Genomic DNA, 25955 nt, shown 5'->3' with positions numbered 1-25955 from the left:
TCGCGCTCGCCGTGATGCCGGAAGGCGTTGAGCACATGCGCTCTAGTAGGTTCTCACGAGGCCGTGGTGTCGCGCTCGCCGTGATGCCGGAAGGCGTTGAGCACCTTGGGGAGGGGAGGCAGGTTGAACTTCGAGAAGTCGTCGCGCTCGCCGTGATGCCGGAAGGCGTTGAGCACTGGCACGGAGCCAACTTCATTTCCCCGAGGTCCCCAACGTCGCGCTCGCCGTGATGCCGGAAGGCGTTGAGCACACCGCCAGCGGCGGCATCACCTCCTCGGTGGTCTCGTCTCGCTCGCCGTGATGCCGGAAGGCGTTGAGCACAGGAGGACGACCAGGAGAAGCCCAAGGGCGGCGGGTCGCGCTCGCCGTGATGCCGGAAGGCGTTGAGCACCCTCGACGCTCGGGTGGGCCGTGGGCGCCTTTGCGTCGCGCTCGCCGTGATGCCGGAAGGCGTTGAGCACGCGGCTTTGACCGCCGTCCGCAACTTCGGTGGCGTGCTGGAGGTCGCGCTCGCCGTGATGCCGGAAGGCGTTGAGCACCTCCCAGCAACCGTAACTTTCTCGCCGTAGAATGGTCGCGCTCGCCGTGATGCCGGAAGGCGTTGAGCACATGACCTTCTCGCTGGTGGTTGAGAACTCGTAGACCAGTCGCGCTCGCCGTGATGCCGGAAGGCGTTGAGCACCTGGGCGGCGGCGAAGCGGGCGAAGAGGTCCGGGTCAGTCACGCTCGCCGTGATGCCGGAAGGCGTTGAGCACTCATGTTCTCGTAGAACATGCTTCCAACTACTCGCTGGTCGCGCTCGCCGTGATGCCGGAAGGCGTTGAGCACTCGCAGACGTTGTCCGCCACCCGGCAGTACTTGTCGAAGTCGCGCTCGCCGTGATGCCGGAAGGCGTTGAGCACCTGCCCGCCCACGCTGGGTGCGCCAGCAACGCGGGTCGCGCTCGCCGTGATGCCGGAAGGCGTTGAGCACTCAGTCGCGAGGGCCATACATTCTCCAGGGCGTCAGTCGCGCTCGCCGTGATGCCGGAAGGCGTTGAGCACGGGCACCTGGGCGGCGGCTTGTACCACGGCGTCAGCAGTCGCGCTCGCCGTGATGCCGGAAGGCGTTGAGCACAATACCTGCTGGACAGCCTGCTGGTGCAGTACAGCGGTCGCGCTCGCCGTGATGCCGGAAGGCGTTGAGCACCCGTGTCCGCGACGTCCTCCAGTGCCGTTTCGAGTCGCGCTCGCCGTGATGCCGGAAGGCGTTGAGCACTCCACGAGCCAGAGACGCGGTTCGGGCTGGTCTGCTGCCGTCGCGCTCGCCGTGATGCCGGAAGGCGTTGAGCACCAGCACCTTCTCAGTGCCGCACCAGTCTTCTTCTCGTCGCGCTCGCCGTGATGCCGGAAGGCGTTGAGCACCGGCAGTTGCGGTGTTGTTCGGGTACATCTTCACGGGTCGCGCTCGCCGTGATGCCGGAAGGCGTTGAGCACCCACGACAGTTGGAAGAGCAGGAGGCGTGCCGATGGTCGCGCTCGCCGTGATGCCGGAAGGCGTTGAGCACTCCTCTCCATCGTCCAGAGTCACGATGATGCGGGGGTCGCGCTCGCCGTGATGCCGGAAGGCGTTGAGCACTCCAGGTCGTCTGTCCAGGTACAAGTACACTTCCGTCGCGCTCGCCGTGATGCCGGAAGGCGTTGAGCACCATGGAAACGCCGCGGTTCCTACTCACCTTCGATGACCGGTCGCGCTCGCCGTGATGCCGGAAGGCGTTGAGCACCAATCAATTGCACGAAATTTCAAAAGAGAATTTTCTGTCGCGCTCGCCGTGATGCCGGAAGGCGTTGAGCACCTCTGCGTCAACTCGGCGTGGCGTTCCGCCGAATAGGGTCGCGCTCGCCGTGATGCCGGAAGGCGTTGAGCACTCGTAGGCGTCGTCGCCGATGCGGATGCGCTTGTGGTCGCGCTCGCCGTGATGCCGGAAGGCGTTGAGCACCTGCCCTCCCGCCCGAACTCCTCGTAGCCCTCGCAGTCGCGCTCGCCGTGATGCCGGAAGGCGTTGAGCACCGCTGCTCAAGGTGAGCGGCATCCGCACCATACTGGTCGCGCTCGCCGTGATGCCGGAAGGCGTTGAGCACGCTCGGGGGTTTCGTTCCGCCACCAAACGTGGGCCGCCGCGTCGCGCTCGCCGTGATGCCGGAAGGCGTTGAGCACTCGTAGTCAGGCGCGTTCGGGTCGAGTTCAGCCCGGTCGCGCTCGCCGTGATGCCGGAAGGCGTTGAGCACCTGTGCTCCAGCACCATCACCACACCCGGCACGGTCCCGCTCGCCCCACCGTCCGGCGTTTGCAACCAGGCGCGCTCAATCTGGAATTCGATGGCCGAAGAAGTAGCGGACGCCTGGCTGGTACCTGTCTACGTCTCCCCGTTCGAGATACTCTTCAATGATTGCCGCCGCAGTGAGGCTTCTTAGCCGGCCGGAATCGTCGAAGAAGGCGCGGCAATTCAATCCGGTGGTGGCCTCGAGGAGCATCCTCCCCATCTCGATACGATCCGGATGCGTGCCGCTCTGCACCCGAACCAGGAGGCGCTGGGCAACGTTTCGGATATTCAACCGCTCCCCTTCGACAAGCGCCTCTTGCTCGTAGAGCCTCTGGCTGGAAACGAGCCCCTGAAAGGTGTCTTCAATCAGGCTGAGGTACTCCTCTGTCAGGAAGACGGGGGTGGATTCCTCGAAAGGAGGAGGCAATCCGTTGGATTCCCACAGCACTTGCGGCCCTCTTAGAATAGGTCCTGGCTCAGCCTCCAGTACCTGCGAGAGATTGTATTCAACGTCATTCTCAACCTCGCGATTATTCAATCCCCTGTAGTGGCGAATCAGATGGGGCACACTCCAAACGCCAGCCGAGCATGAGAGAATTACGCAGAAGTATTGCCGGGTATAGGGGCTATGTCTGGTCGGCTCAAGAAGACTCTCAGAAACAGCCTCAAGCTCACGAATAATGGAATATGGAGCCGCATAAGACAATAGGTGGGTGCAGGCATTCCATATCTCCGCATCTCGCCTTTCGCGCATCAGCCCAATGAGCCTTCGTGAAACATCGAACCTGCCTTGCTGGAGATTCGCGAGGACGCAAGCGAGAACGCGCCAGGAGTCATCGCTAGCGAGGTGACGTAAGTCCGCAATGTCGGAAGGGGGAGGGGAAGAGAAATGAAATGTGTCCCCCGAAATGAGAAGGGTCTCGCGAAGGTAGGATGGTCGCATGGTTTCACCCAAACAACTTGGTTCGTTCATTGTTGTTGGGTGGAAGCATGTTCTGAATCCGAGTCTGGGTATCTTCGATTTCCAGGCATTCGCCATGGAGAACTGCGGTGGGGACAAGGTTCTGCAGGGAGAAGGGGCAGCCCCCGGCGTCAGCCGGCGTTTTGTGATTTACCTTGTCGTCATCTGGAACTTTGTATCCCTTGCTCTTCCATTCTTTGATTGACTGCTCTCGCGCAGTTGCCCAGCGTTTAGGGTGCTTGGCATCTCCTGCCAGCCCAGGCTGCAGAACCTTGAAGTGGACGCCGCACCCCTGGTCCGGAGGGTTGTGAACGTTGGGGCAGTTGGGGTGCTGCTGTCGGAGTTCCTGGAGCTTCTTGAAGTCGCGCTCGCAGTCATCGCCCATGCGGATGATGTTGTCCTTGACGGGAAGGCCGGACTTCGCATCGAGCTTGTTGGCCCAGGGCGGCATCGGCATCTTGCCCTCCGCGACCTGCTGGAGGAGGCCCTGCATCTCCGCGCGTCGGCTCATCCGGTACTGCGCGATACGCCCGTAGAATTCCAGCTCCGGAATTGTCTCGAAGGGCTGTCCAGTCACCGGGTCCTTCTGGTTCTCGTGGAGTGGCCCGTTACAACACGGGCAGGCGTTGAAGGTGGCCTGGTCCGGACTTCCCGTGGCGCTCTGCGCGAGGTTGGGGGTGGCGACGGCGTTGTTCGCGTTGCTGCCGTGGTTGGAGGTCGTGAGGTCGATATGCCGGGGGACATTCTTGCCCTCGAAATGGACATCCATCGACCAGGAGATGAAGTGCGTCTTCCCCGTAATCTGGTGGGAGATGAGGCCCGCTCCGAAGTTGCGGGTGGCGGCCTCGTTCCCCAGCGGGGACTTCGCGTAATAGGACTCATCCCTCAGCATGACGGGCTTGCCGTTGATGGTGACGCGCTTGCTGCCCTGCTTCATATCCCGGGAGAAGGAGGTGTTCGGGTAGGGCACCGGTACCGGCCCCGCTGGCGGTGGGGGAGGGCTCATGCACACGTCCGGGAAGGCCGCCACCACCTTCCCGTCCCCGTCGGCGCAGGCCACCTCGTTGCCATTGGCGAATACCTTCATCAGGGCATCCCTCGTGGAGCGTACGTGTCAGGACCGCGCAAGAGTACCGCTGCTCTCCCCCCGGCCGAGTCGGACGTGGAGATGAGGGCCCGAGGGCCGGGCGCATACCCGTGGCACATGGCCATTGAGGCCCAGGCCAGGGCCACCAGGCCCGAGGCGGCCCCTGTCTCCCCCAGGGACTCCGCCGGGAGCCACAGGGGCGTGGACTCCCTGCGCGTGTGCAGCAACCGCGAGAGCGCCAGGGAGAGCTCCTTGAAGCCATAGCCCTCGCCGGAGGCGTCAGCGACGCGGAAGTCCACCTCGGCCACGTCGATACCGCCTTCAGCCAGGGCTTCCCGGTAGGCCTGCGCGAGCCCCAGCCCGCGCAGCGGCTCGTCCGACTGCAGTGTGGCCCGCTCCTGGCCGAAGCCGAGGCCCGCCAGTCGCAGGGGGCATGCGTCGTCGCGACGCGGCCTGCGCGTCACCAGGAGGCAGGCGGCGGCCTCGCCGGGAATCACTCCGTCCGAGTTGTCCGGGCGCAGCAGCCGCCCCTGTCGCCGTAGTCCGTCGAGACTCGAGGCGTTGATGAAGCTGTCCACCGCGGCCACCAGGCAGCCGGGAAGCCGCGGGTGACGGGCCAGCAGGAGCCGGGCTTCGGCCAGCGCCCGGAGTCCCGCCGTATTCCCCAGGGCCAGGCTTCGAGACAAGGCGCCTTCCAGCCGAAGCCCGTGTCCCTGCTGAAGGTGTTCGAGTGCCCGGGGAAACACCTCTTGGACACCGCCTGGACGCTCCGGCGCTGACGTGCCCACCAGCAAGGGCAGTTGGGCGAGCTCGGCTTCCTCCAGCCCACGCACTGCGCTTGCCACCGCCATGCCCAGCAGCCCCAGGGCGCGCTCCTCACGCCGCAGCTCGGGGGCGAGCGTCGCCACCTCCGAGAGGACAATGGGCGCCCCATCGTCGTCGTGGTAGCGGCTCCGCTTGAAGCGGTTCATCCGCGCGCGCAGGGCGGCCCCGGCCGACTCGGCGCTGAGTCCCAGTGGGCAGGCCATGCCCGCGGCGGCGACGTACAGGGGCGTGGCGCTCATGACGGCCCTCCCGGCCGCCGCGCGCGCTGCCTCCAGGAAACCAGGGCACCCAGCCCTCGGAAGTAGGGCTTGCCGCGCAGGTATCTCACCGGCCCCTCCTTCACGCTGGGGCGTGGCAGGCCCACCTGCACCTCGCGAAGGAGGGAGAGCTTCTTGCCCAGCGGCACGGAGGCCCGCCATGTCACCACCACCTCGCGCGCATCCGCGTCGAGCACCACCGTGTCCATGCGTGCCTCCGCGCGGACGTCGGACTCGCGGAAGCGGAAGGCCACCGGCACCTGGAGGCGCGGCAGCGTTACTGCCCAGGGGCCGGACTCGGCCAGGCCCAGGCATCGAAACACCTCTCCGCCTCGCAAGGCTGGCAGTTGCTGGTCCTCGGGCGCGCACTGGAAGTAGCGCGGGTTGAAGTCCCGAGGGAGGAAGGGGTAATCCTCCGCGAGCCAGCGCGCGTCATAGGTTCCAGCGTGGGCGAGTCGAGGCTGCCAGCCACGTTCCACGGGCCCCAGGCCCACCGGCACCGTCTTCCCATCCCACCTGTCGAGGAAGTGCCGGGGGTGCTCAAGGTTGGGCAGCGGCGTCCCCACCGCATCCGCGGCGCGCGGGTTCTGCCGGAAGCCTCTGCCCACCGGGTTGCGCAGCTCCGCACCGTGGTGCTTCGGCTCCGGGTGGGAGGTGTCCACCCCACCGAAGGCGAGCTCGTAGCGCAGGGGCATGCGGACGAAGGGCTTGGGAGGCGTGGGTTTCACGCCCATCATCCCCGTGTCCCAGTAGCGGTCCCCCGTGACGCGGATGTCCTTGTGCCGCCCTGGCATCTCCACGCGCACCAACATCGCTTCCGTCGCGCGCCCGTGCGGTGCGACGGCATGGCCCAGCACGAGGAGGTCTACCAGGGGCTTCGTCAACGCGAAGTCATTCTCCCGGAGGAGGCTCGTCGTTTCGGGGGCCCCGTGGTGCTCGTCCGTGTACGCCACTGGACGTTGCACTTCCGCCAGTTGGGGCTCGCCGCGGCCATCCATGAGGAAGGTGCCCTTGACGGCGACGACGCAGTGCTCGCGGGCCTGGGCGTCCGTCGCAACGGAGAGGCCCGCGGACATGCCCGTGGTGTTCTCGCTGATTTGCATGGCGTCTCCTCGAGTCAGCGCAGCGTGCGCTCCAGGGGCAAGAGTCTCAGGTGCTCGCAGGCCACGCGGGCCTGGGCCAGTGCCGCCCACTGGCGCTGGGTGAAGGCCCGAGTAGGAATGCGGTGCTGGCCCTTGCTGCGAATGGCCAACTCGCGTGCCAGCACGTGCCGGCGCCGCATGGGGCCGTGCGTGAGGGCCTCCAGTAACACGGGGCCCTCGAGGGGCTGGCCGTTCAGGTAGCGTCGTTCCGCATGGAAGCGAGGGCGGGCCTCCTTCCACCAGTACCTCACCGCGCCAATGCACGGCCAGGGCAGGGCATCTTCGGGTTTGGGCACCAGGTCGGCGTCCAGGTCCTCCTGAAGCTCGGGTGGCAGCGGCGCTCCTTCGGGCCGCTCTCCGGGAGGGAGGGCATAGAGGCCCTCCAACTGGAGGCCCGTCATGGCCGAGAAGGCTTCCCCCGCCAGCCGTGCCACCAGGGGGTCCTCCAGAAGCGCCAGACAGGCCTCCATGGCTCCGAGGCGCCCGCTGAAGCCCAGGGCCCAGAGGGCATGCGGGCGCATGTCCCGCGCCCCCAGCAGGTCCACCAGCAGGGCCGTGTCGGCGTCGGTGCCGAAGAGGGCGAGCAGCACCATGGCCTGGGGCGTGTGGGCATTCCACGCGCGCACCGCCTGGCGGCAGGCCTCCCAGGCCATGCGCGCCCCCGAAGTCAGCCCGGCCTCCATGGCCGCGGCGCGAATCCCCGGGTGCTCGGACTCCAGGAGTCGAGGGAGGAGCCGGCGCAATGTGGCCTCGGGAAGAGGCGGGCTGGCGCGTAACGCCGCCATTCGCGCCTCCGGCTCATCATGGAGGAAGGACTCCGCAAGCAATTCAGGAGACGCCTCGTGCCGGAAGGCCAGCGCCTCCAGGAGCTGGGCCTGGAAGGAGACGTCCTCCCGCTTCAGCAGCGGGAGCAGGTGCTCCCCCAGGTTGGGGGCCGCACTCAACTCCACCGCGCGTCGGACAGCCGCCCTCGCTTCGAGCGCCTCACCGGCCATGAAGTTGAGGACGGCCTGGACGTGCCCCTGGCCCAGCAACGCATAAGCCGCAGCGGTGATTCGCGTTGCGTCTCCGGAGTCCAGGGCGGGCCAGAGCAAGGACTCGGCGGCCTCCGCGCCGCCCAGCACCAGTCCATGCAGGTGCGCCGCCAACTGCTCCTCCTGTCTCGCCACGTCCGAGAGGGTGAAGTCCGGCGCCTCCAGGGCTCGCTCCCATTGCAGCCACCGGAAAGCGGCCTCGTCCAGGTGCTCTTCCAGCACGTCCTCCAACACCATGGCACGCCCCCTAATTGATTCGGATGGAGCCGCCCTGGAGACGGACGACACCTTTGGCGCACGTCTGCACGGAGGTCCCCTCCAGCAGGATTCGCCCGTTGCGCAGGAGCGTCAGGCGCGCCCTGCCACACCGTAGGACGAGGCTCTCCCTGCCTTGGATGACCTGGATGTCCGCCGCGTCGTCACCAGAGCGGGGACCTGCCGCTGGATGGCCTTCTGCTTCGGCCTGGCCCCCTCGGGCGCCCAGCCTACCCGGCGTGTGGATTTGAACCGCCATGCCCTTGATGCGCACGGTGCCCTCCGCCGATGTTTCGACGGACGCCCCCTTCAGGGAGACCTTCCCATTACGCAGCAGGGTGACGGCAGCGTCCCCGCAGCGCAGCACGAGCCCGTCCCGGCCTTGGATGATGTGAGTGGGCGACTCGGCGGCCTCAACCCGCGCGTCCGGAATTGCATCCGAATGTGAAGCCCGCGGAGCAACGGGCCGCAACGCCGTGATGATGGGGAGCCGCGGGTCTCCCTCCTCGAAGCGGAGTTCCACCGGCTGACGTGACTCGACGGCCGCCTGAATCCCCTCAGCGTCCAACCGCACGGCCTTGCGTGCCACGCGAGGGCCCACCGGATTGCCGTCGAAGTCCACCACGGGCCGGCCTTCGCCGTCCGTCCCGACGATATGCCCCAGGCAGCTCTCCCAGAGCGGTTCCAACGCCACCTCGGAGGAAGTGGCGTGCAAAGCTAACAGGTGACTCACGGAGACTCCCCCCTCTTCGAAATGCAGCCCCATGGCGCGCAGCGGTTCAAACCGCCTCGCTTGTCATTATATCTCAGCCCTGCTGGCCCGGGCTGACGCGCAATGCACGAGTCGTGCTTTGTGTGAATGTGAATGGCGGTGCCGAGCTCGCGCCGAGCGTTGCGGCGCAGTTGTCGCCCGGCCGCGCTATCTACGATTTCAACGAGTGGCGGCGGCAGGGTCAACTCTGCCCCCTCCCTGAGTGGGTGGTGTCCCTCGGTGACCTCCGGCGCCACATTGCTATCGTGCGGTACGTTGCGGCCTGACCGGGACATCCCCCCCGGACTCGGCAGCCGTGGTTGATAGGGGGACGTAAGTGAATCGCACTGCTGTGATTTCCATGGGGCGCATGCTTCTCATTGCGGCCGCATTGCTGCTGACGGCGTGTGTTGCCCAGGTAGACCCATACCTGCGCCGTGGAGCTGCCCTCGAAGAGGCTCAGCAGCCCGCTGAAGCCCTCGTGGTGTACGAGGGACTCATTGCTCGCACTCCAGACGCTCCTGCTGCTTTCGAGGCGCGGGCGCGCGCGGCATATGTCCTCGCAGCGGTCCACCCCGAGCGAGCGCGGGCATGCGCGCGTGTCGTTGAGAAGTCTGAAGCGGAAGCCAGAGTCCGCGGGTCCGCGATTGCCTTCCTTGCAAGGAACCCACCCGTTGCCGGCCAGCCCGACGAGCCAGACCAAGCGCTATGCGACACGTCACGTACCGCAGACATTGAGCAGGTGCGGCGGACGCACGAGTATGCGCGTGCGAAGAAGGCGGAAGCCTTCTCCTCAGCGACTCCGACGTCTACGTCTACCCCTACGGCGCCGAAGCCCTCGACAAGCACGAGCTCTCCCTCCGTTTCAGGCAGTGGAAGGCACAGCTCCGGGAACTGTCATTGGGTGAGCGGCTACACGAAGAGAAACGGCACTCGCGTGCGCGGGCATATGCGGTGCCGGTGACCCAGTTGGCCAGCACCAGGGCTCCGTTGCTCGAGGGGTGAGATTGGAGGACCTGCGGCCTGGGGCTTCGTCGCGGCGCGGGTCCTTCTAACGGTGGAAGCTGCGCGACATCAATCACCTCGGGAGCTGGAAGGGGTGAGCGGGCGCGGTGGAAGGGGAGGTGCCGAGGCTCACCCTGGCTTGGGTGCCGACTCTCCCGAAGCTCAGCCGAGCGCCGCTGACAGGCCCCGCTCGCTGGCGCAGGGGCTACATTCTCGCCGATGCCACTCGTGTTCCTACCCGACGCCGAGACGCTGTTCCTCTGGGGCGAGGCGCCGCTGCCTCGCTCGCTCGCCCGCCTGTCGAAGGCGGGCGCCCGCGCCTCCGCGCCGCTCGTGACGCCCGAGGGCCTGCGCGAGTGCGAGGGGCGCGGGTTGCCCCTGGCCGCCACGGTCGAGCAGCTCGCGGTGGCGCGGGCCTCCGAGGTCGAGTCGTTCCCTGGCTCCCTCGCCCTGTGGACGCTGGCCAGCAAGCTCGCGCTGGAGCTGGTGGCGCGCGAGCGTGTGGTGCCCACGCTCCTCCGGCGGGGCGAGCGCATCGAGGCGCGCTGGGCGGCGGCGCTTTCCGCCACGGAGGACGCCAGCCGCGTCGCCGCCCTCGCCCGGAGCATGCCGCCCGGCTCGCACGCCGTCCCCGTGGGCTCCGGGCGAGACCTCGCCGTCTGGGCGCCGGATGCCCTGCTGCGCGCCTTCCTCGACGCCACCGTCGACGCCTTCGTGCGCGCGGCGCGCGGCGCTCCCACGCTGCCAGCCCGGGCCCGGCGCGCGTCCTCGTGGGAGACGCGCTGGAACGAGGCGCTCACCGGCGACCGGCGCGACTTCGCACCCGAGGGCTTCGCCGAGCGCGCCGTCGTCGACGAGCTGACGCGCTGGAGCGAGCCCGCGCTCGGCGCTCGGGACAAGCTGCGCGCCTGCTTCCGGCTGGAGCCCGCGAAGGCGGACCGCGAGCCCTTCGCGCTGAGCTTCCACCTCCAGTCCCCGGACGACCCGAGCCTGCTCGTCCCGGCCGCGGACGTCTGGAAGACGCGCGGGCGCAGCCTGGAGAAGCTCGGCCGCGCCTTCCGTGACCCCCAGGAGTCGCTGCTCGAGGCGCTCGGCCGCGCGGCGCGGCTCTTCCCGCCGCTGGCCCTCGTGCTCGAGAGCCCCCGCCCCCAGGCCCTCCTGCTCGAGCCCGACACCGCGTGGACGTTCCTCTCGGAGGGGGCCCGCGTGCTCGCCGACGCGGGCTTCGGCGTCATCGTCCCAGGCGAGCTCACCACCTCGGGCCGGCGCCGCCTGCGCCTGCGCCTGCGCGTGGGCACGGGCACGAAGGTCGCCGGGGTCGTCGACGGCGCCGCGGGGCTGGGGCTGGACGCGCTGCTGCGCGTGGACTGGGACGCCGTGCTGGGCAACCAGCCCCTCTCCGCCCAGGAGCTGGCGCTGCTCGCCCAGCGCAAGGCGCCCCTGGTGCGCTTCCGCGGCGAGTGGGTCGCGGTGGATCCCCATGAGCTCGACGCCATCCAGCGCCACCTGGCCCAGGGCCCCGGTCGCATGTCGCTGAGCGAGGCGGTGCGGGTGTCCCTGCTCGGCGAGACGCGCCACGGCGAGCTCCCCGTCACCGTCGTCGCCACCGGGGCGCTCGAGGATCGCCTGCGCCGGCTGCGCTCAGGCGGCGCCACGGCCCAGGACGCTCCCCGCGCGCTGCGCGCCACGCTGCGGCCCTACCAGGCGCGCGGCCTGCACTGGCTGGACACGCTGGCCTCGCTGGGGCTCGGGGCCTGCCTCGCGGACGACATGGGCCTGGGCAAGACGGTGCAGGTGCTGGCCTTCCTGCTGCGGCGGCTCGAGCAGGCGCCCCACGACGTGCGCCCCACGCTGCTGGTGGCCCCCACCTCCGTGGTGGGCAACTGGGAGCGCGAGATGGCCCGCTTCGCCCCCACCTTGCCCCTGACGCCGCACTACGGCGCCGAGCGCGCCCGCGAGGAGAGCGACTTCCCCCGCGAGCCCGGCGCGCTCGTGCTCACTACGTACGGCCTGCTGCGCCGGGACGCCGCGCTGCTCGCGCGCGTGGACTGGGCCGCGGTGGTGCTCGACGAGGCGCAGAACATCAAGAACGCCGCGTCGGCCACCGCCCGCGCGGCCCGTGCGCTGCGCGCCAGCCAGCGCTTCGCGCTCACGGGCACGCCGGTGGAGAACCGCCTGGCGGAGCTGTGGTCCATCCTCGAGTTCGCCAACCCCGGCCTGCTCGGGCCGCTGGAGACGTTCCGGCGCGAGCTGGCGCTGCCCATCGAGCGATATGGCAGCCAGGACGCCGCGGACCGGCTGCGCCGCATCGTCGGCCCCTTCGTCCTGCGCCGCCTCAAGAGCGACCCGGCCATCATCGCGGACCTGCCCGCCAAGAACGAGATGAAGGTCGTCTGCACGCTCACGCGCGAGCAGGCCACGCTCTACAAGGCGGTGGTGGACGAGGAGCTGCGGCGCATCGAGGCGTCCGACGGCATATCGCGCCGGGGCCGCGTGCTCGCGCTGCTACTGTACACCAAGCAGATCGCCAACCACCCGGCGCAGTACCTCGGCGAGTCCGGGCCCGTGCCCGGGCGCTCGGGGAAGCTGGCGCGCGTGACGGAGATGCTCGAGGAGGCCCTCTCCACCGGGGACAAGGCGCTCGTCTTCACGCAGTTCCGGGAGATGGGGGACATGCTGATGGCGCACCTGGCGGAGCACCTGGGCCACGAGGTGCTGTTCCTGCACGGCGGCACGTCCCGCAAGGCGCGCGACGAGATGGTGCGGCGCTTCCAGGAGGACGCGCACGGCCCGCGCGTCTTCGTGCTGTCCGTCAAGGCCGGCGGCACGGGCCTCAACCTGACGGCGGCGAGCCACGTGTTCCATTACGACCGCTGGTGGAACCCGGCTGTCGAGGACCAGGCCACCGACCGCGCGTATCGCATTGGCCAGAAGCGCGCGGTGCAGGTCCACAAGCTGATGTGCGCGGGCACCGTCGAGGAGAAGATAGACCGGCTGCTCGAGCAGAAGCGCCAGCTCGCCGAGAAGGTCGTGGGCACCGGGGAGCACTGGGTGACCGAGCTGGACACGGCGGCGCTGCGCGAGCTGTTCTCGCTGTCCGAGGGCGCCGTCGCGGACGAGGGCGAGGGTGAGACGGAGCGCGCGCGGGTGAGCGCCTCGCGGCGCCGAGGGCGCGCGAGCGCGAAGGCGGTGGCGCGATGAGCCGCTGGGACTTCATGGGCTGGACGTCCGCGCCGAAGCGTCCGCCGCCCGAGCACGGCATCAAGATGAAGAAGGCCGGCGCCACCTGGTGGGGCCAGCGCTGGCTGGAGGCGCTCGAGCGCGTCCTGCGGGGGGACTCGGGGCGGCTGGCCCGGGGCCGGACGTATGCGCGCGCGGGCCGCACGCATGACCTGGTCATCCGGGGCGGCAAGGTCACCGCGCGAGTCACGGGCTCGCGGCCGACGCCCTACACGGTCTCGCTGACGCTCGGCCAGCACGACGAGGGCGTCTGGAGGAAGGCCATCGCGGGGATGGCCTGCAAGGCGCAGTACGCCGCGGAGCTGCTGGCGGGGACGATGCCCCAGGACATCGACGCGGTCTTCCGCGCGGCGGGCGTCAGTCTCTTCCCGTCAAGCCGCGAGGAACTGGTGACGGACTGCACGTGCCCGGACTGGGGAGACCCGTGCAAGCACGTCGCCGCCACGCACTATGTGCTGGGCGAGGCCCTGGACCGCGACCCGTTCCTGCTGTTCGAGCTGCGTGGCAGGACAAAGGCGCAGGTGCTGGACGCGCTGCGGGCCACGCGTGGGGGCAGCCCGGCTGGGACGACGGGCAAGTCGCGCGGGGCGGCGAAGCGGAAGCGCGCGGCGCCGGTCGCCGAGGCGGTGGCCCCCGAGGTCCCGAGCGTGAAGCCGGGCAAGCTGACGCGGGCCGGCTATGACGTGCCGCGCGCACCGCTGCCGACGCTGAGCTTCTCGTTCGACGCGCCGGCCGTCCACGGCGCGGTGCTGCGGCAGCTCGGGGCGCCGGCGTCATGGAGCGCGGAGGGCGCGCCCGGGGACGTGCTCGCGCCACGGGTTCGCGCAGCGGCGGAGGCGGCGCGGCGCATCGCGCTGCGAGAAACGGAAGAGGCGGACGCGCGAGACGAGGCGCCGCAAGGGAGGCGGAAGCGGCGCTGAGGCCCGCCCAGGGGGCATGGGAAGCCCCTGGCGCAAGGCCCGGGGGGGCGGCGAGCGGCGCCATCCCGGAGCGTGATGCTCAAAACCAGTCATTCCCGCTCCGGGACTTCCCTCGCGCGTCAGTAGACCTTGTCGCCCTTCACCACGCCGAAGCCGGACGGCTCCGCGAAGACGCCGTTCACCGTGGTGCCGCCGTTCTGGATGCTGGGGAACATGGGCTGCATGCTTTGGGGGAACCCGAAGGTCGGCCTGGTGAGCGCGTCGAGGCGCTGGAACTCCTCGGGCGTGAGCTTCACGTCGAGCGCCCCCACGTTGTCCTCGAGCTGCGACAGCCGCCGCGCGCCGATGATGGTCGAGCCCACGCCCGGCTGTGCCTGCACCCAGGCCAGGGCCACTCGCGCCACGGAGGTGTCATGCGCCCGGGCGATGTCCTGGAGCGCGTCGATGAGGGTGTAGGTCTTTTCGTTCAAGGCAGACTCGATGAAGGCGGCGCGGTCGGCCTTCTGTTGTCCGGCGTTCGCACGGGTGTACTTGCCACTGAGCACGCCGCTCTTGAGCGGCGACCACGGGGTGATGCCGAGCCCGAGCTCGAGGGCCATGGGCACGAGCTCCTGCTCCACGCTGCGCTCCAGCAGCGAGTACTCAATCTGCAGCCCGATGAAGGACGACCAGCCCCGGAAGTGCGCCATCACGTTGGCCTGGGCAATCTTCCACGCGGGCGTGTCCGAGACGCCGATGTACCGGACCTTGCCCGCCCGGACGAGGTCCTCCAGCGCGGACATCGTCTCCTCGATGGGCGTGTGGACGTCCCAGTTGTGCAGCCAGTAGAGGTCGATGTAGTCGGTCTGCAGGCGGCGGAGCGAGTTCTCGGCCGCCTTGATGATGGACTTGCGGCCGGAGCCGCCGCCGTTCGGGTCGCCCGGGTAGAGGTTCCCGCTGAACTTCGTCGCAATCACGAGCCGGTCGCGCCGCGCCGGGTGGCGGCCGATGTGGTCGCCGATGATCTTCTCGGAGTGGCTCTTCGTGTAGAAGTTCGCGGTGTCGATGAAGTTGCCGCCGAGCTCGATGTACCGGTCCATGATGCGCTGGGACTCCTCGACGCTGGACCCCCAGCCGAGGTCTTCACCGAAAGTCATGGCACCGAGGCACAGCGGGCTCACGCGCAGGCCGGAACGGCCGAGCGTCACGTAGTGGTCGAGAGGCATGGTGGGCTCCTGGGCGTGCTACATTGTGGGGACGGCGAATTAGTTCAATCTGGAATTGGTTTAACCATGAACCAATTTCCTCGCATGGAGCCATGGCGAAAATCGACCCGGCGAGAATCTGGTCGCTCAACCACCGGCTGCTGATGACGGTGATTTCCAGCGTCGCCGCTGAAATCGCCGAGCTGGGGCTTGAGACCAAGGAGCTGTTCGTGCTCGCGGAGGTGGACGCGCACCCCTACCCGGCCGAGCTGGCGGAGGCCCTGTGCATCCCCAAGCCGTCGGTGACGCTGTACGTGAAGCGGCTCGAGGCCGCGGGCTTCCTGCGCCGGGAAATCGACACCGCGGACCTGCGGAGGCACCGGCTGCAGCTCACCCCCTCGGGGCGCAAGGCGATGCAGCAGGGGACCGGGCTGCTCTCGGAGGCGTTCGGCGAGCGGCTCGGACGCCTGAGCGCCGCGGAGCAGGTGCAGCTGCGGGCCCTGCTCGAGAAGCTGAGCTGACGGCCCAAGGAGCGGGCGGGCCTCGTCCGGCCCCTGGCGTTCACGCCGAGGGGCGCTGGCCGGTACCGGGAGCACGCGCGAAAGATAGCCACTGTCGCCGCGGGGCCTGACGGGGAGCACTCGACATGGCGCCTGGCGCCACGCGTTTGTCGGATTCAAGCCGGGCCCTGGCGCTGCCGTGCAGGGGCGATGGGCATCCGTTCATGAAGCCACACAGGCGGTGAGCCGCCAGGTGCCGTGCGCTGCCTCGTGCATAGGGTGCGCACGACGTATGGCCTCCTTGGACACCCCATCGCCTTCCTGGCTGACTCGCAGTGCGTTGTTCAGCGGCAAGCTGCTCGTCATCGCCGCGGCGGTGGTGGCCTCCGTGCTGCTGCTGGCGCGGCTGTACCTCATCGTGCTGCCGTCCGTGGCGGCCCTGCTGCTGGCGACGCTCCTGTATCCGCCGGTCCGGTGGTTGTCCGCCCACCGCGTGCCACGTGCCCTCGCGTCGGTGCTCGCCCTGCTGGTGCTGCTCCTGGTGCTGGGCGCGGGCGGGCTCATCCTGGTTCCCCGCATCGTCCGTGAGGTCAGCGCGGCGGGCAGCAATGTCCAGGCGGGCGCAGAGCAGGTCTTCTCCTGGCTCACCCGCGAGCTCCCCATCTCCCGGGAGCAGCTCGACGGCATGTTGCAGGAGGCCCTGTCCTTCCTGAAGGCGAACGTGGGCCGCATCACCACGGGCGTCCTGGCGGGGGCCAACTTCGCCGCGCAAGCGGTGGCGGGTGGGCTGCTGACGCTGACGCTGCTGTTCTTCTTCGTGAAGGACGCGGAGAGGCTCGCGGGGTGGGTGCTGGCGCGTGTGTCCCCCGCGCGGCGGGACACGGTGCGAGCGGTGGGCCTGCGCGCCTGGGGGACGCTCAGCGGCTACCTGCGCGGCGTCGTCATCGTCGCCCTGGTGGACGCGGTGGGCATCGGGGTGGGGCTGCTGCTCATCGGCGTGCCGCTCGTGCTGCCGCTGGCGGCGCTCACCTTCCTGGGAGGCTTTTTCCCCGTGGTGGGCGCCACCGTGGCCGGCGGTGTCGCGGTGCTGGTGGCGCTGGTGACGAATGGCCCGCTGGATGCGCTGCTCGCGCTCCTGGTGGTGCTCGGCGTGCAGCAACTGGAGAGCAACGTGCTGGAGCCGGTGGTGATGGGCAGGGCGGTGCCGCTGCACCCGGTGGTCATCCTGCTGGCCATCACCGCTGGGGGTGTCCTCTTTGGAGTGGCGGGCGCCTTCCTCTCCGTCCCCGTGGCGGCGGTCCTGTCCGCGGCTGGTAACGAGCTGCGGCTGCGAAGCGAGGCCCGGGTGCTGGAGAAGCCCCCCACGATTTCACAGCCGTGAACGCGGGCGGCACGACCGCTGCGTCGCCAGTGTCCACTCAAGGGAAGCGGTCCACCACCAGCGCGTTGGTCCAGGGCCGGGCACGGGTGTAGCCCGGCCGCGAGCCGACGGACTTGGGCATGCCCTCCTCGTTTCCCAGGAGGAAGCACACGGGGTACTCGTTTCCGTCTGGCGTCCGCACGCGCGTGTACCGGCCCGTGATGTTCTCGCCTCCTGTCCAGACCTGCCCGTAGACCAGCGTTCCGGCCGGAAGCGACCACATGGGCTTTTCGAGCTTGCTGATGATGGGGCCATCACGGACGACGATGTCGTAGTCCTCCCGGCTGGCGTCATACGGCTGGTGGATGTCGAAAAGGAGGTGGCCATTGGCGCCTACGTGGAGCTCGAGCTCCTTCATGGCGAGCAGTGCCTCGGGTGGGCAGTTCGCGGGAGAGGGCCTCACCTGTTCTCCCGAACAGGCCATGACGCCAGCGGCCGTGGTGGCCAGCAGGTAGTGGTGGAGCCGGGACGCACATTGGATGAGGGGAGCGGTCGTGGGCATGGCGTGCTCCCACCACGGTGGTGCGACGGCGTGGAATGGGCGGGCCGTGGTGGGGGGCGCAGTGTCGGTGCTCTCGCGCGCGGATGCCAGCCATTGAGGTGTCGTGGCATTGCCCGGCATCGGGGCTGGAACCTGCGTTCGCATCAATGCCCAGGCTCCACCCGCGGTCAGCAGGAGCGCACATGTCGTCACCACGAACTGACGAATGCGTCTCCGCGCAGGTGCTTCGTGGCATGGCTCGGTGACGACCTCCGCGAAGACGCGATGCCGCCGCCATCGGCGCTCCCGATATCGCTGGACGCGGTCATGCCGCCGCGCCGCGGATTGCAGCCAGCCTTCTTCCGTTGCTTCCGCACGGTGGCGGTCATCCTGGGTCGTTCGTGTATCGGAGTGGGGCCCGGTGTACCAGGTGAACAAGGGGACGTCCCAGTCAGGGCCTGCTCGCGACAGCACACGCTGGACTTCCTGAGCCAGACTGGCGGCGCCCGCGGGCCGTGACCTGGGGGAGAATGCGAGCAGCCAGTGGACCCAGTCTGCGAGTGGGCCAGGGACTCGCGGATTGAGCGCGCGCACGTTCGCTGAGGGCCGCTGGGCTGCGCTCAGCAGGGGCTGGGGATACTGCTCCACCAGTAGCCGATAGAAAGTGACTCCCACGGCATACAGCTCGTCCGCGACGGCGTAGCGGTAGCGCGTGGTGGCTGCTTCCTGGTGGGCCTGCATGCTCCAGTGGAGCGCTTGTGGACTGCGATAAGGCCCTGTCCCAGGCGGCAGCCGAGTCGCGGAGGTGAGCTCTCTCGCCCGAGGATGCCAGCCCGCCCCCCAGTCCAGGAGGACCAGCCGCCCGCGCTCGTCCACGCGCACGTTGTCTCCCTTGAAGTCGCGGTGCAGCACGCCCTGGCGGTGCGCGGCGGCCAGCGCCCTGGCGGCCTGCAACAACAGCCCTCCGACCTGTCGCGCCGTGGGATTGTGTGCCCGGGACCAGTCGTAGAGCGTGGCGCCGCGCACGTACTCCAGGAGGAGATAGGGGTAGCTCACAGGACCGGCCTTCCACTCGCCCGCGGCTTTCATGCGCACCACGCCCGGGTGCCTCACGCGTCGGAGTGCCTGCGCCTCACGAGGAAATCGATCGTCATGCGGCGTATGCGCGAGCTTCAAGGCGTAGCGGTGGTTGCCCGTGGGCTCGCGCACCGCATACACGGTGCCGTTGCCTCCGCTGCCCAGGCGCTGCTCGATGCACCAGCGCCCAATGCGGGTGCCAGGGGGCAGGGCTTGCGGTGACAGGACGGCGAAGGGGTGAGACGACTCCTCGACGGTCATGGACACGATGACGTCTCCCGGTCTGAGGTCAGAGCTTCAGTCGCGCCCAGCGCACGCTTCGCCGCCGCGCGGAGTCCAGCAGCTCCAGCGCATAGAAGCCCGGCGATTTCCCAGAGGCTCGACGCCACTGCGCCACCAGAACCGCCCGTTGCCCTGGGAGTAGCCGTGTCTCCAGCATCAGCAGGGGCAGTTCCTGCACGTCTCCTGATGGTTGGCCATCCGTGGACAAAGGCGTCAGACGAGCCAGGCTTGGCAGCAAGACAGCGGCATCCCGCGGACTTTCCAGCTCCACGGCGAGTGCCATCCACGTTGGGGTGTAATACGCATCCAGCCGGACGACCCGCCAAGCCACTCCAACGATATCGGAACGCAACCAGCGTGAGCTGACGCCCGAAGGGGCAATGGCCCCAGAGAGGATGGCACCCGCGAGGCCTTGCTCCGGCATGGATCTCCGTGCCGTGGCAAGCCGTGTCTCCAGCAACGCATTGCGCTCGCGGAGCGCCGCGAGCTCGGCTTCGAGTTGCTCCACCGTCGCGGGCCGACGCCGGAAGTCCACCACGGCGTCAGCGGTACCAGCCTCCGTCACCAGCTCCAGGACGAGCCGCTGGGGCGCCGCCGCGTCCGTGAAGTGGAGGACGAGCGGCGGCACGCCGGTCTCCGGCATGGGAACCGAGGGCTGGAGCAGCAGGTGGTTCGGCGTCACGTCCAGTCGGGTGAACAGGCCACCCAGTTCCTCGGGAAGCGCGGCCTCCAGCGCGACGTCCGAGTCGAACAGCACCGTCGTCACCACGCCGGGCGCCAGCCGGAGCCGTTGCACGGGAGCGCCCTGGCCCGCGCTCAGCGCCACGCTCCGCTCGACCCGGCGCCACCGCCTTGTCTCCTGTGTTTGGGCTTGGACCGCCGTACCCAGTAGGAGCACCACCGTCGCCATCACCAACGAGCCAGGGGGGAACACGCAGGGGCAACCTCCAGGGTTCTACCCTACTCGAAGGGAGTGACATGGAGCGCCTCGTGACGCGCCTCTCGCGCGAAGATGGATGTGGCATTCCCGGGGCCATGGTGTCTACCTGACAGGTTGAGTCCAGGCATCTCGACCTGGGACGCTGGCGGGCAGGCCGTACCCATGGGCGCGGGGAGAAAAAGCACGGGGCCGCGATGGGTCGCGCCGGCTTCTGGCGTCTTCCTTTTCGAGCGGCGCCATCAATACCCCCGGGGAGGTATCCACCGCCTTCCGTGGCGTCGCTATGAGGAAACGCCATGGGAGAGCAGAGCGCGTCTCGCCTGGAGGGCGACCGCTATCAGCACCTGTTGAGCTGGTACGAGCTGCTCCGGCTGCTCGACGTGGGGAGCCCCTTCGAGCACGGCTACGTCGAGCATCCGGAGGCGGGCTCGGCGGACGACGTGACGCTGCATGCTCGGCCCGGCTCCGGCGTGGCCAGTCGCTACATGCAGGTGAAGTGGCACGTCGACCATCGGGACACCTACTCCCTGGCCGGGCTGGTGACACCGCCACGAAAGGGAAGCTCCCTGCTGCGGAAGCTGCTGGAGAGCTGGCAGCGGCTGCGGCTGCAGGGGCCTGTCGAAGTCTGGCTGCTGAGCAACTGGGCCTCCGCCGAAGACCTGGGGAAATACCTGCACGGGAGGAGCTACCGCTTCACCGAGGCATTCTTCGAGCAGCCGCCGCGCGGGGCCCTGAAGAAGCACTGGGCGGAGTGGGAGAAGCGGCTGGGCGTCCCGGCGGAGACGCTGCGGGCGTTCTGCAGGGACCTGCGCTTGCGCCTCGGTGTTGGCGGCATCCAGGACATCGAGGAGCAGGTGGATGACCGGATGGGGCGCCTGGGGCTGCGAATGGGCAGAGTGCCGCGCGCCATCGTCCTGGATGGGCTCCGCGAGTGGATTGAGCTGGGAGGCGGCGGGAAGCGTGTCACCCCGGAGTCGTTGCGTGAAGCCATCCGGGCATGGGGGCTGCTGGCTTCGCGCGAGGACGTGCCCGCGGTGAGCCTGTGGATTCATGGGTGGGCGAGGCGCACATGGGAGCAGCCTCCCACCGAGGAACTGGACTGGACGCGGTACTTCGACCGCGACACGCGGAGGGTTCCCTCGGAGGCGGTGTGGCGGGACACGTTGCTGCCAGGACTGCTCGCGGCGCGCCAGCGGCTGGCGAGCCGGCCGGACGGGGCGCTGATTGACCTGCGCGGCAAGCTGCCGCTGAGCACCGTGTTGGCGGTGGGGTTCCACTTTCTGGAGGTGGGTGGCTATCGCTTTCGGGTCGAGCAGCCCACGCGGGGAGAGACCTTCTTGTGGCGCTCGGACGCGAGGCCGTCCCAGCGAAGGCTGCGCATCACCGGGCACGAGGGCCATGCGGACGCCACGGAGTTGCTGGTGGTGTTCCAGATGACGGGAGACGCGCGCGCGGACGTGGAGCGCTTCGTGGCCGAGCGCCCGGGGGCGTTTCGCGCCGTGCTCTACCTGGAGCCGGAGGACGGGCCTCATGACGGGGCCGTCGGCTCGGACGCGGATGCGGTGGCGTTCGCCATCCAGGCGCGCGAGCAACTCCGGCGCGCGCGCAATGAGTACCGCGCGGCCGTCACCCACCTCATCCTTTACGCGCCCGCGTCGTGCTGCCTGTTCCTGGGACAGCGGCTCAACGCGGTGGGGGCGGTCGTGTCCTACGAGCGCACCGGTGATGGTGGCTACGCCCCCGCGCTCACGTTGCAGACGGGGTGAATGTCACGCCGTCGATTCGAGTGCCGTTCGCTGCTTCGGAGAGGTTCCTCGCATGGCTGTCATTGACCTGCTCTTCCCCGTGCAAGGCGGCCCGGTGCCGCTCGACCACGGCTATCTCCTGTTCTCCGCGCTCTCCCGTCACATCCCCGCCCTGCACGAGCGCACGGACATCGGTGTGTTCTCGCTCCGGGGCGTGAGCAACACCCGGGAGTTGCTCTACCTGGGCCGGGGCACGCTGCGCCTGCGTTGCTCGACCGACGCGGTGGCCGCGCTGCTGCCGCTGGTGAGCGCGCCGCTGGAGGTCGCGGGGCGACGGCTGTCCCTGGGCGCGCCATCACTGTATGCGTTGGAGCCCGTGCCTTCGCTGTCCGCGCGGCTGGTCACCTTCAAGCACGCGATGGACGAGGCGTCGTTCATCGCGGCTGCCTCCAAGGCGCTGGAAGCCCTCGGCGTCCAGGCGACGTTGAAGGTGGGGCGCCGACGCATCGTGCGCATCGCCGGCAAGAAGGTCGTGGGCTTCGCGCTCGAGCTTCATGGGTTGTCGCCCGAGCACTCGCTCCGTGTGCAGGAGCACGGGCTGGGCGGGCGCCGTCACATGGGGGGCGGTCTCTTCCTGCCCCCGGGCCGCGCGGCGCGCGTCCAGCCCAGAGGGAAGGCCGCGTGAAGCGCCTGCTGGCCAAGGGGACCGCCACGCCCGACCGGCCCGAGGGCGAGGCCACGCTGCTGGGGCATACCGCGCTGGTGATGGCGTCCGCGCGGCGGCTCCTGGAACACCGGGGCCGCGCGTCGCTCCTGGCCGCGGGCCTGGACCCGGCGTTGGAGCCCCGGCTGCGGCGCATCGTCCTGCTCGCCGCCGCGCTCCATGACCTGGGCAAGTGCAGCGAGCACTTCCAGTCCATGCTGCGCCGCAAGCGCAGCGCGCCGCAGCTTGTCCGCCACGAAGCGCTCTCGCTATGGCTCTGCTGGCCAGGGCAGCCCCTCTCCGCGTGGCTCTTGGGCGGAGCGAGCGAGCCGGACCTATGCCTGGCGCTGGTCTGTGTGGCGGCCCATCACCGGAAGTTCCAGACCGACGCCTTCGCGCCCGACGGCGCCGGCGCGGGGCTGTCGCTGGAGCTGCTGGTCCATCACGAGGACTTCACCCGGACGCTGGCGCGAATCGCCCAGGACCTGGAGCTCCCCGCTCCGCCAGTGTTCACGGCGCCCATCGTGCTGCGCGCCACGCGGAAGGAGCACCCGCGCGACCAGCTCCAGGCGTGGCAGGACGACTTCGAGCGCGCCGTGCCCTCGGGCTCCCTGGACGCGCGGCTCCTGGCCGTGTGCAAGGCGCTGGTGCTCGCGGCGGATGTCGCGGGCTCGGCGCTTCCCCGGAGTGGAGAGAAGCAGGACTGGGTGGACCGTCAGCTCACGGCGCCCCATCCCGCCGAGGCCCTGCGCGCCGTGGTCGAGCGGCGGCTCTCGGGGCGGACGCCGCGGCCCTTCCAGGAAGCGGTGGCCCGGAGCGATGCGCCCCTGACGCTGGTGCGCGCGGGCTGTGGCAGCGGCAAGACGGCCGCCGCGTACCTGTGGGCCGCGACGCAGCACCCTGGCCGTCCGCTGTGGCTCACCTATCCCACCATGGGCACGGCCACCGAGGGCTTCCGCGACTACCTCCACGGCGCGGACGTGGAGGCCCGGCTGCGGCACTCACGCGCGGAGGTGGACTTCGACATCTTCGGGCTCCGGGAGGGTGACGCGCCCGGAGCGGGCTCGCGTGATCAGGATCGGCTCGACGCGCTTCGCTCCTGGGGCGCGGACGCCATGACCTGCACGGCGGATACGGTGCTCGGGCTCATGCAGAGCCAGCGGGAAGGGCTCTATGCCTGGCCCGGGCTCTGCGCGGCCTGTGTCGTCTTCGACGAAATCCATGCCTACGATGACCGGCTCTTCGGCTGCCTGCTGCGCTTCCTGGAAGCGCTGCCGGGAATCCCCGCGCTGCTGATGACCGCCAGCTTGCCCGCCGCGAGGCTCGGCGCGCTGCGCGACCTGTGTGAGCGCGTCCATGGCAGGAGGCTCGCGGAGGTCGACGGGCCGGAGGACCTGGAGGCGCTGCCGCGCTACCGGCGGCTCGACGTGGAGCAACCGTGGGACCTCGTGGCGCAGTGCCTGCGGGACCACGGCAAGGTGCTCTGGGTCAGCAACACGGTGGAGCGGTGCATGCGGACCGCGGAGGCCGCCGCGTCGCGGGGCGCACCGGCGCTGCTGTACCACAGCCGCTTCCGGTACGAGGACCGTGTCCACCGGCATGGCGACGTCGTCGCCGCCTTCGCCGAGGAGGGCCGTTCCGTCCTCGCGTCGACGACGCAGGTGGCGGAGATGAGCCTGGACCTGTCAGCGGACCTGCTGGTCACGGACCTGGCGCCCATCCCCGCGCTCATCCAGCGCCTGGGGCGGCTCAACCGTCGCAGTACGCCGGATGCGCCCAGGCCGGTGCGCCCCTTCGTGGTGCTGCCCTTTGACGGTGCTCCCTATGCCCCGTCGGACCTGCGCGACGCGCGTGCCTGGCTGGAGCGCCTGGGCATGGGCGAGCTGAGCCAGCGTGACCTGGTGTCCGCTTGGGTGTCGCCCGGGGTGTCGGAGGCGCCGCAGCGGTACTCCAGCACCTGGCTGGACGGACGCTTCGACACGTGGCCTGCACCGTGCCGCGATGGCAGTCCGAGCCTCACGGTCCTCCTGGAGAGAGACGCCCAGAGGGTCCTGGATGGGGAGGAGAGCGCCCAGAAGGTCACCCTGCCCATGAGCCTCCCTCCCGAGTCGTTCCGGTGGCGCGAATGGCCGCGTCCTGGCCGGCTGCCATACCCCATCCCTCCAGCGGACACGCTGGACTACGACGACCTGCGAGGTGCGCGATGGCGAAAGCCGTGAGCCTGCGGAAGAAGGCACTGCCTGCTCCGCTCTCCATCCGGCTGTATGCGCCGGGAATGACCCCGTTGCTGCGCGCGGGCGCGGGGGGATTGGCGGCATCGCTTCGAGCCATCCTCGAGAGTGCTTCACCGGGCACGCCCTGGCCCTCTCCGGTCCGGCTGGGGCCCGGCACGGCCACCGTGGAGCCGGAGGCCATCCACCTGGACTGGGGTGGCGAGTCACCCGAGGCCACGCTCAAGCCGCTCTTCGAAGCGTCGTTCCGGGTGAAGCAAGGCTTCATCGACCTGCCGGGCACGCGGCGCTCCGGAGAGCCCGAACCCCGGCCCGAGCTGGCCGCCGCGCTCCATGAGGCGCTGAAGGTGACGTTCCTCCAGCATGGGAAGTCCACGCAGGGAGGGACGCGCAAGCGCATCACCTTCGAGGTGGACGACCAGCCCGTCGTCGTGGAGTCGCAGGGCTACGAGTCCTTCGTCCACCAGGACGCATGGCAAAACGTGGTCGAGGCGCTGGAGTCCGGAAGCACCGTGCTGGCGAGCTGGGCCTACCCCGGCGCGGCGGAGCGGCACATCGGCGTGCGCGTCACCAAGGTGGAGTACACGGCGCAGGAGGCGCTCTGTGCGTGCTTCGCGCTCGTGGGCTGTGTCTCCTACAAGCTGCCGCAGCTCCGGGGCGGTGCCTTCGTGGCGCTGGCTCCTACGGACCTGGTCCGCTTCGCCAGGCTGCGTCCTTCGCTGACGCCGAAGAAGCTGTGGGAGGTCGCGGTGGCGGGGGCCTCGGACGCGGTGCTCGCGGCCCAGCTCGCGATGAAGCTGGAGGCGAAAGGAGAGCTCGGCAAGGTGCTGGGCGTCGCCGAGGCGGTGGCGCTGCGACAGATGCCGTGGAACGCGCAGCAGAAGATTCGCGGCGCGGTGGTGCGGCAGGACACCGTGCGCCAGGAGGTGCTGGACGTCTACGAGGTCGCCGCCGCTGCCTTGGCGCCCACCGTGCGTGTCCGCAAGCCCGAGGGCAAGGGCGAGGCGGGCTACTTCATCGCGACCAGCGCGCTGCGCGCCTTCATCACCGAGAACCTTGCGGCTTCGCGCCCCTGGTACGCGGACTTCGCCATCGCGACGACGGCGGAGGGCCGGTTCATTCACTACTACCGCGCCAGGGACAACCTGGGCGCGCTGCTGTGGGACGAAAGGAAGGGGCTCATCGCCATGCAATCGAGTCTGAGGGAGGCCGAGCAGTGGCTCGTCCAGAGCGTTCACCTCGCGCTCCGGAGCCGGTTCAAGAGCATCTTCGAGGACACCCAGGAGAGCCCCAAGGCCACGCGCTCCAACCGGCTCAAGGGCGAGCGCGAGCGGTGGCGGCTGAGCTTCGCGGGGGCCAAGACGCCGGAGCAGGTGCGCGCGGCGCTCGCGGACCTGTGGAGCCGCGCGGGCCCCAACCGCGAGCTCCAGGAGCACTGGCGGGACGTGCTGCCGTTGCTGGGGCCCGACAGGTGGCGGGCGGCCCGCGACCTCGCGCTGGTGGCGTTGGCCAGCTACCAGGGGCAGGGCGGCGATGCCACGGAGCTGGAGGACGCGGACGAAGCACCCGACGCGTCCGAGCAGTCTTGAACAACCTCTTCCCGGAGTCATGTC

At 69.4% G+C, this 25955-nt stretch carries 17 protein-coding genes and 1 CRISPR repeat array (1 of these 18 only partly in view); of the genes, 8 read left to right on the top strand and 9 right to left on the bottom strand.

Going from position 1 to position 25955, the window contains the following annotated elements; genetic code table 11:
* Positions 1-2267: a CRISPR direct-repeat array (repeat unit 36 nt; unit sequence GTCGCGCTCGCCGTGATGCCGGAAGGCGTTGAGCAC) (it extends 3876 nt beyond the left edge of the window).
* A gap of 75 nt (positions 2268-2342) precedes the next feature.
* The 6 genes from VZL07_RS13295 to VZL07_RS13270 form a co-directional block, all read right to left on the bottom strand.
* A complete protein-coding gene (locus VZL07_RS13295; protein ID WP_426755886.1) occupies positions 2343-2870 on the bottom strand; it encodes a hypothetical protein in 528 nt (175 codons plus the stop codon).
* A 379-nt stretch (positions 2871-3249) separates the two neighbouring features.
* The gene (locus tag VZL07_RS13290; RefSeq protein ID WP_426755885.1) at positions 3250-4350 is read right to left on the bottom strand and encodes a PAAR-like domain-containing protein; all 1101 of its coding nucleotides are present in this window, start codon (positions 4348-4350) and stop codon (positions 3250-3252) included.
* Positions 4350-5414 carry a hypothetical protein gene (locus VZL07_RS13285; RefSeq protein WP_426755884.1) on the bottom strand — a complete coding sequence of 355 codons (1065 nt, stop codon included), beginning with the start codon at positions 5412-5414 and terminating at the stop codon, positions 4350-4352. Before VZL07_RS13285 ends, VZL07_RS13290 begins: the two co-directional genes overlap by 1 nt.
* Positions 5411-6535, bottom strand: coding sequence for a DUF2169 family type VI secretion system accessory protein (locus VZL07_RS13280; protein WP_426755883.1), 1125 nt, complete (start codon positions 6533-6535; stop codon positions 5411-5413). The genes VZL07_RS13285 and VZL07_RS13280 overlap by 4 nt, the downstream gene beginning before the upstream one ends.
* A 14-nt stretch (positions 6536-6549) precedes the next feature.
* Positions 6550-7845 carry a TIGR02270 family protein gene (locus VZL07_RS13275; protein ID WP_426755882.1) on the bottom strand — a complete coding sequence of 432 codons (1296 nt, stop codon included), beginning with the start codon at positions 7843-7845 and terminating at the stop codon, positions 6550-6552.
* 10 nt (positions 7846-7855) lie between these two features.
* Positions 7856-8596, bottom strand: a complete 741-nt coding sequence (locus tag VZL07_RS13270; RefSeq protein WP_426755881.1) for a DUF6484 domain-containing protein — start codon at positions 8594-8596, stop codon at positions 7856-7858.
* A gap of 1242 nt (positions 8597-9838) precedes the next feature.
* Here VZL07_RS13270 and VZL07_RS13265 point away from each other — a divergent pair.
* Entirely contained in the window at positions 9839-12820 is a 2982-nt protein-coding gene (locus VZL07_RS13265) for a DEAD/DEAH box helicase (RefSeq protein ID WP_426755880.1), read from the top strand.
* The gene (locus tag VZL07_RS13260; RefSeq protein ID WP_426755879.1) at positions 12817-13779 is read left to right on the top strand and encodes an SWIM zinc finger family protein; all 963 of its coding nucleotides are present in this window, start codon (positions 12817-12819) and stop codon (positions 13777-13779) included. Before VZL07_RS13265 ends, VZL07_RS13260 begins: the two co-directional genes overlap by 4 nt.
* Positions 13780-13898: 119 nt before the next feature.
* Here the strand turns inward: VZL07_RS13260 and VZL07_RS13255 are convergent, their stop codons facing one another.
* On the bottom strand, positions 13899-14984 hold the full coding sequence (locus VZL07_RS13255) for an aldo/keto reductase (protein ID WP_426755878.1): 1086 nt from the start codon (positions 14982-14984) through the stop codon (positions 13899-13901).
* A gap of 92 nt (positions 14985-15076) precedes the next feature.
* Between VZL07_RS13255 and VZL07_RS13250 the strand changes: the two genes are divergently transcribed.
* Positions 15077-15484, top strand: coding sequence for a MarR family winged helix-turn-helix transcriptional regulator (locus VZL07_RS13250; protein ID WP_426755877.1), 408 nt, complete (start codon positions 15077-15079; stop codon positions 15482-15484).
* A 271-nt stretch (positions 15485-15755) separates the two neighbouring features.
* On the top strand, positions 15756-16844 hold the full coding sequence (locus VZL07_RS13245) for an AI-2E family transporter (RefSeq protein ID WP_426755876.1): 1089 nt from the start codon (positions 15756-15758) through the stop codon (positions 16842-16844).
* A 37-nt stretch (positions 16845-16881) separates the two neighbouring features.
* Here VZL07_RS13245 and VZL07_RS13240 read toward each other — a convergent pair whose 3' ends face one another.
* On the bottom strand, positions 16882-18702 hold the full coding sequence (locus tag VZL07_RS13240; protein ID WP_426757290.1) for a serine/threonine protein kinase: 1821 nt from the start codon (positions 18700-18702) through the stop codon (positions 16882-16884).
* Positions 18703-18730: 28 nt separating this feature from the next.
* Positions 18731-19633: a DUF2381 family protein gene (locus tag VZL07_RS13235; RefSeq protein WP_426757289.1), complete on the bottom strand. Its 903-nt coding sequence runs from the start codon at positions 19631-19633 to the stop codon at positions 18731-18733.
* A gap of 326 nt (positions 19634-19959) precedes the next feature.
* On the opposite strand from VZL07_RS13235, the gene VZL07_RS13230 reads away from it, so the two are divergent.
* Genes VZL07_RS13230 through cas8a1 form a run of 4 tightly spaced genes read left to right on the top strand, consistent with a single transcriptional unit; the run spans position 19960 to position 25931 of the window.
* Positions 19960-21429 (top strand): SAVED domain-containing protein, encoded by a 1470-nt coding sequence (locus tag VZL07_RS13230; RefSeq protein WP_426755875.1) that lies wholly within the window; start codon positions 19960-19962, stop codon positions 21427-21429.
* Positions 21430-21481: 52 nt separating this feature from the next.
* Positions 21482-22093 carry a type I-MYXAN CRISPR-associated protein Cas6/Cmx6 gene (cas6, locus tag VZL07_RS13225; protein WP_426755874.1) on the top strand — a complete coding sequence of 204 codons (612 nt, stop codon included), beginning with the start codon at positions 21482-21484 and terminating at the stop codon, positions 22091-22093.
* Positions 22090-24330 carry a CRISPR-associated helicase Cas3' gene (gene cas3, locus VZL07_RS13220; protein WP_426755873.1) on the top strand — a complete coding sequence of 747 codons (2241 nt, stop codon included), beginning with the start codon at positions 22090-22092 and terminating at the stop codon, positions 24328-24330. The genes cas6 and cas3 overlap by 4 nt, the downstream gene beginning before the upstream one ends.
* Entirely contained in the window at positions 24315-25931 is a 1617-nt protein-coding gene (cas8a1, locus tag VZL07_RS13215) for a type I-MYXAN CRISPR-associated Cas8a1/Cmx1 (protein ID WP_426755872.1), read from the top strand. The genes cas3 and cas8a1 overlap by 16 nt, the downstream gene beginning before the upstream one ends.
* Positions 25932-25955: the final 24 nt, after the last annotated feature.

The sequence above is a fragment of the Pseudomyxococcus flavus genome (assembly GCF_050038885.1).
GTDB classification, from domain to species: Bacteria; Myxococcota; Myxococcia; order Myxococcales; family Myxococcaceae; genus Myxococcus; species Myxococcus flavus.
The sequence above is the reverse complement of the archived record's forward strand: the minus strand, read 5'-3'. Positions and strand labels throughout refer to the sequence as shown.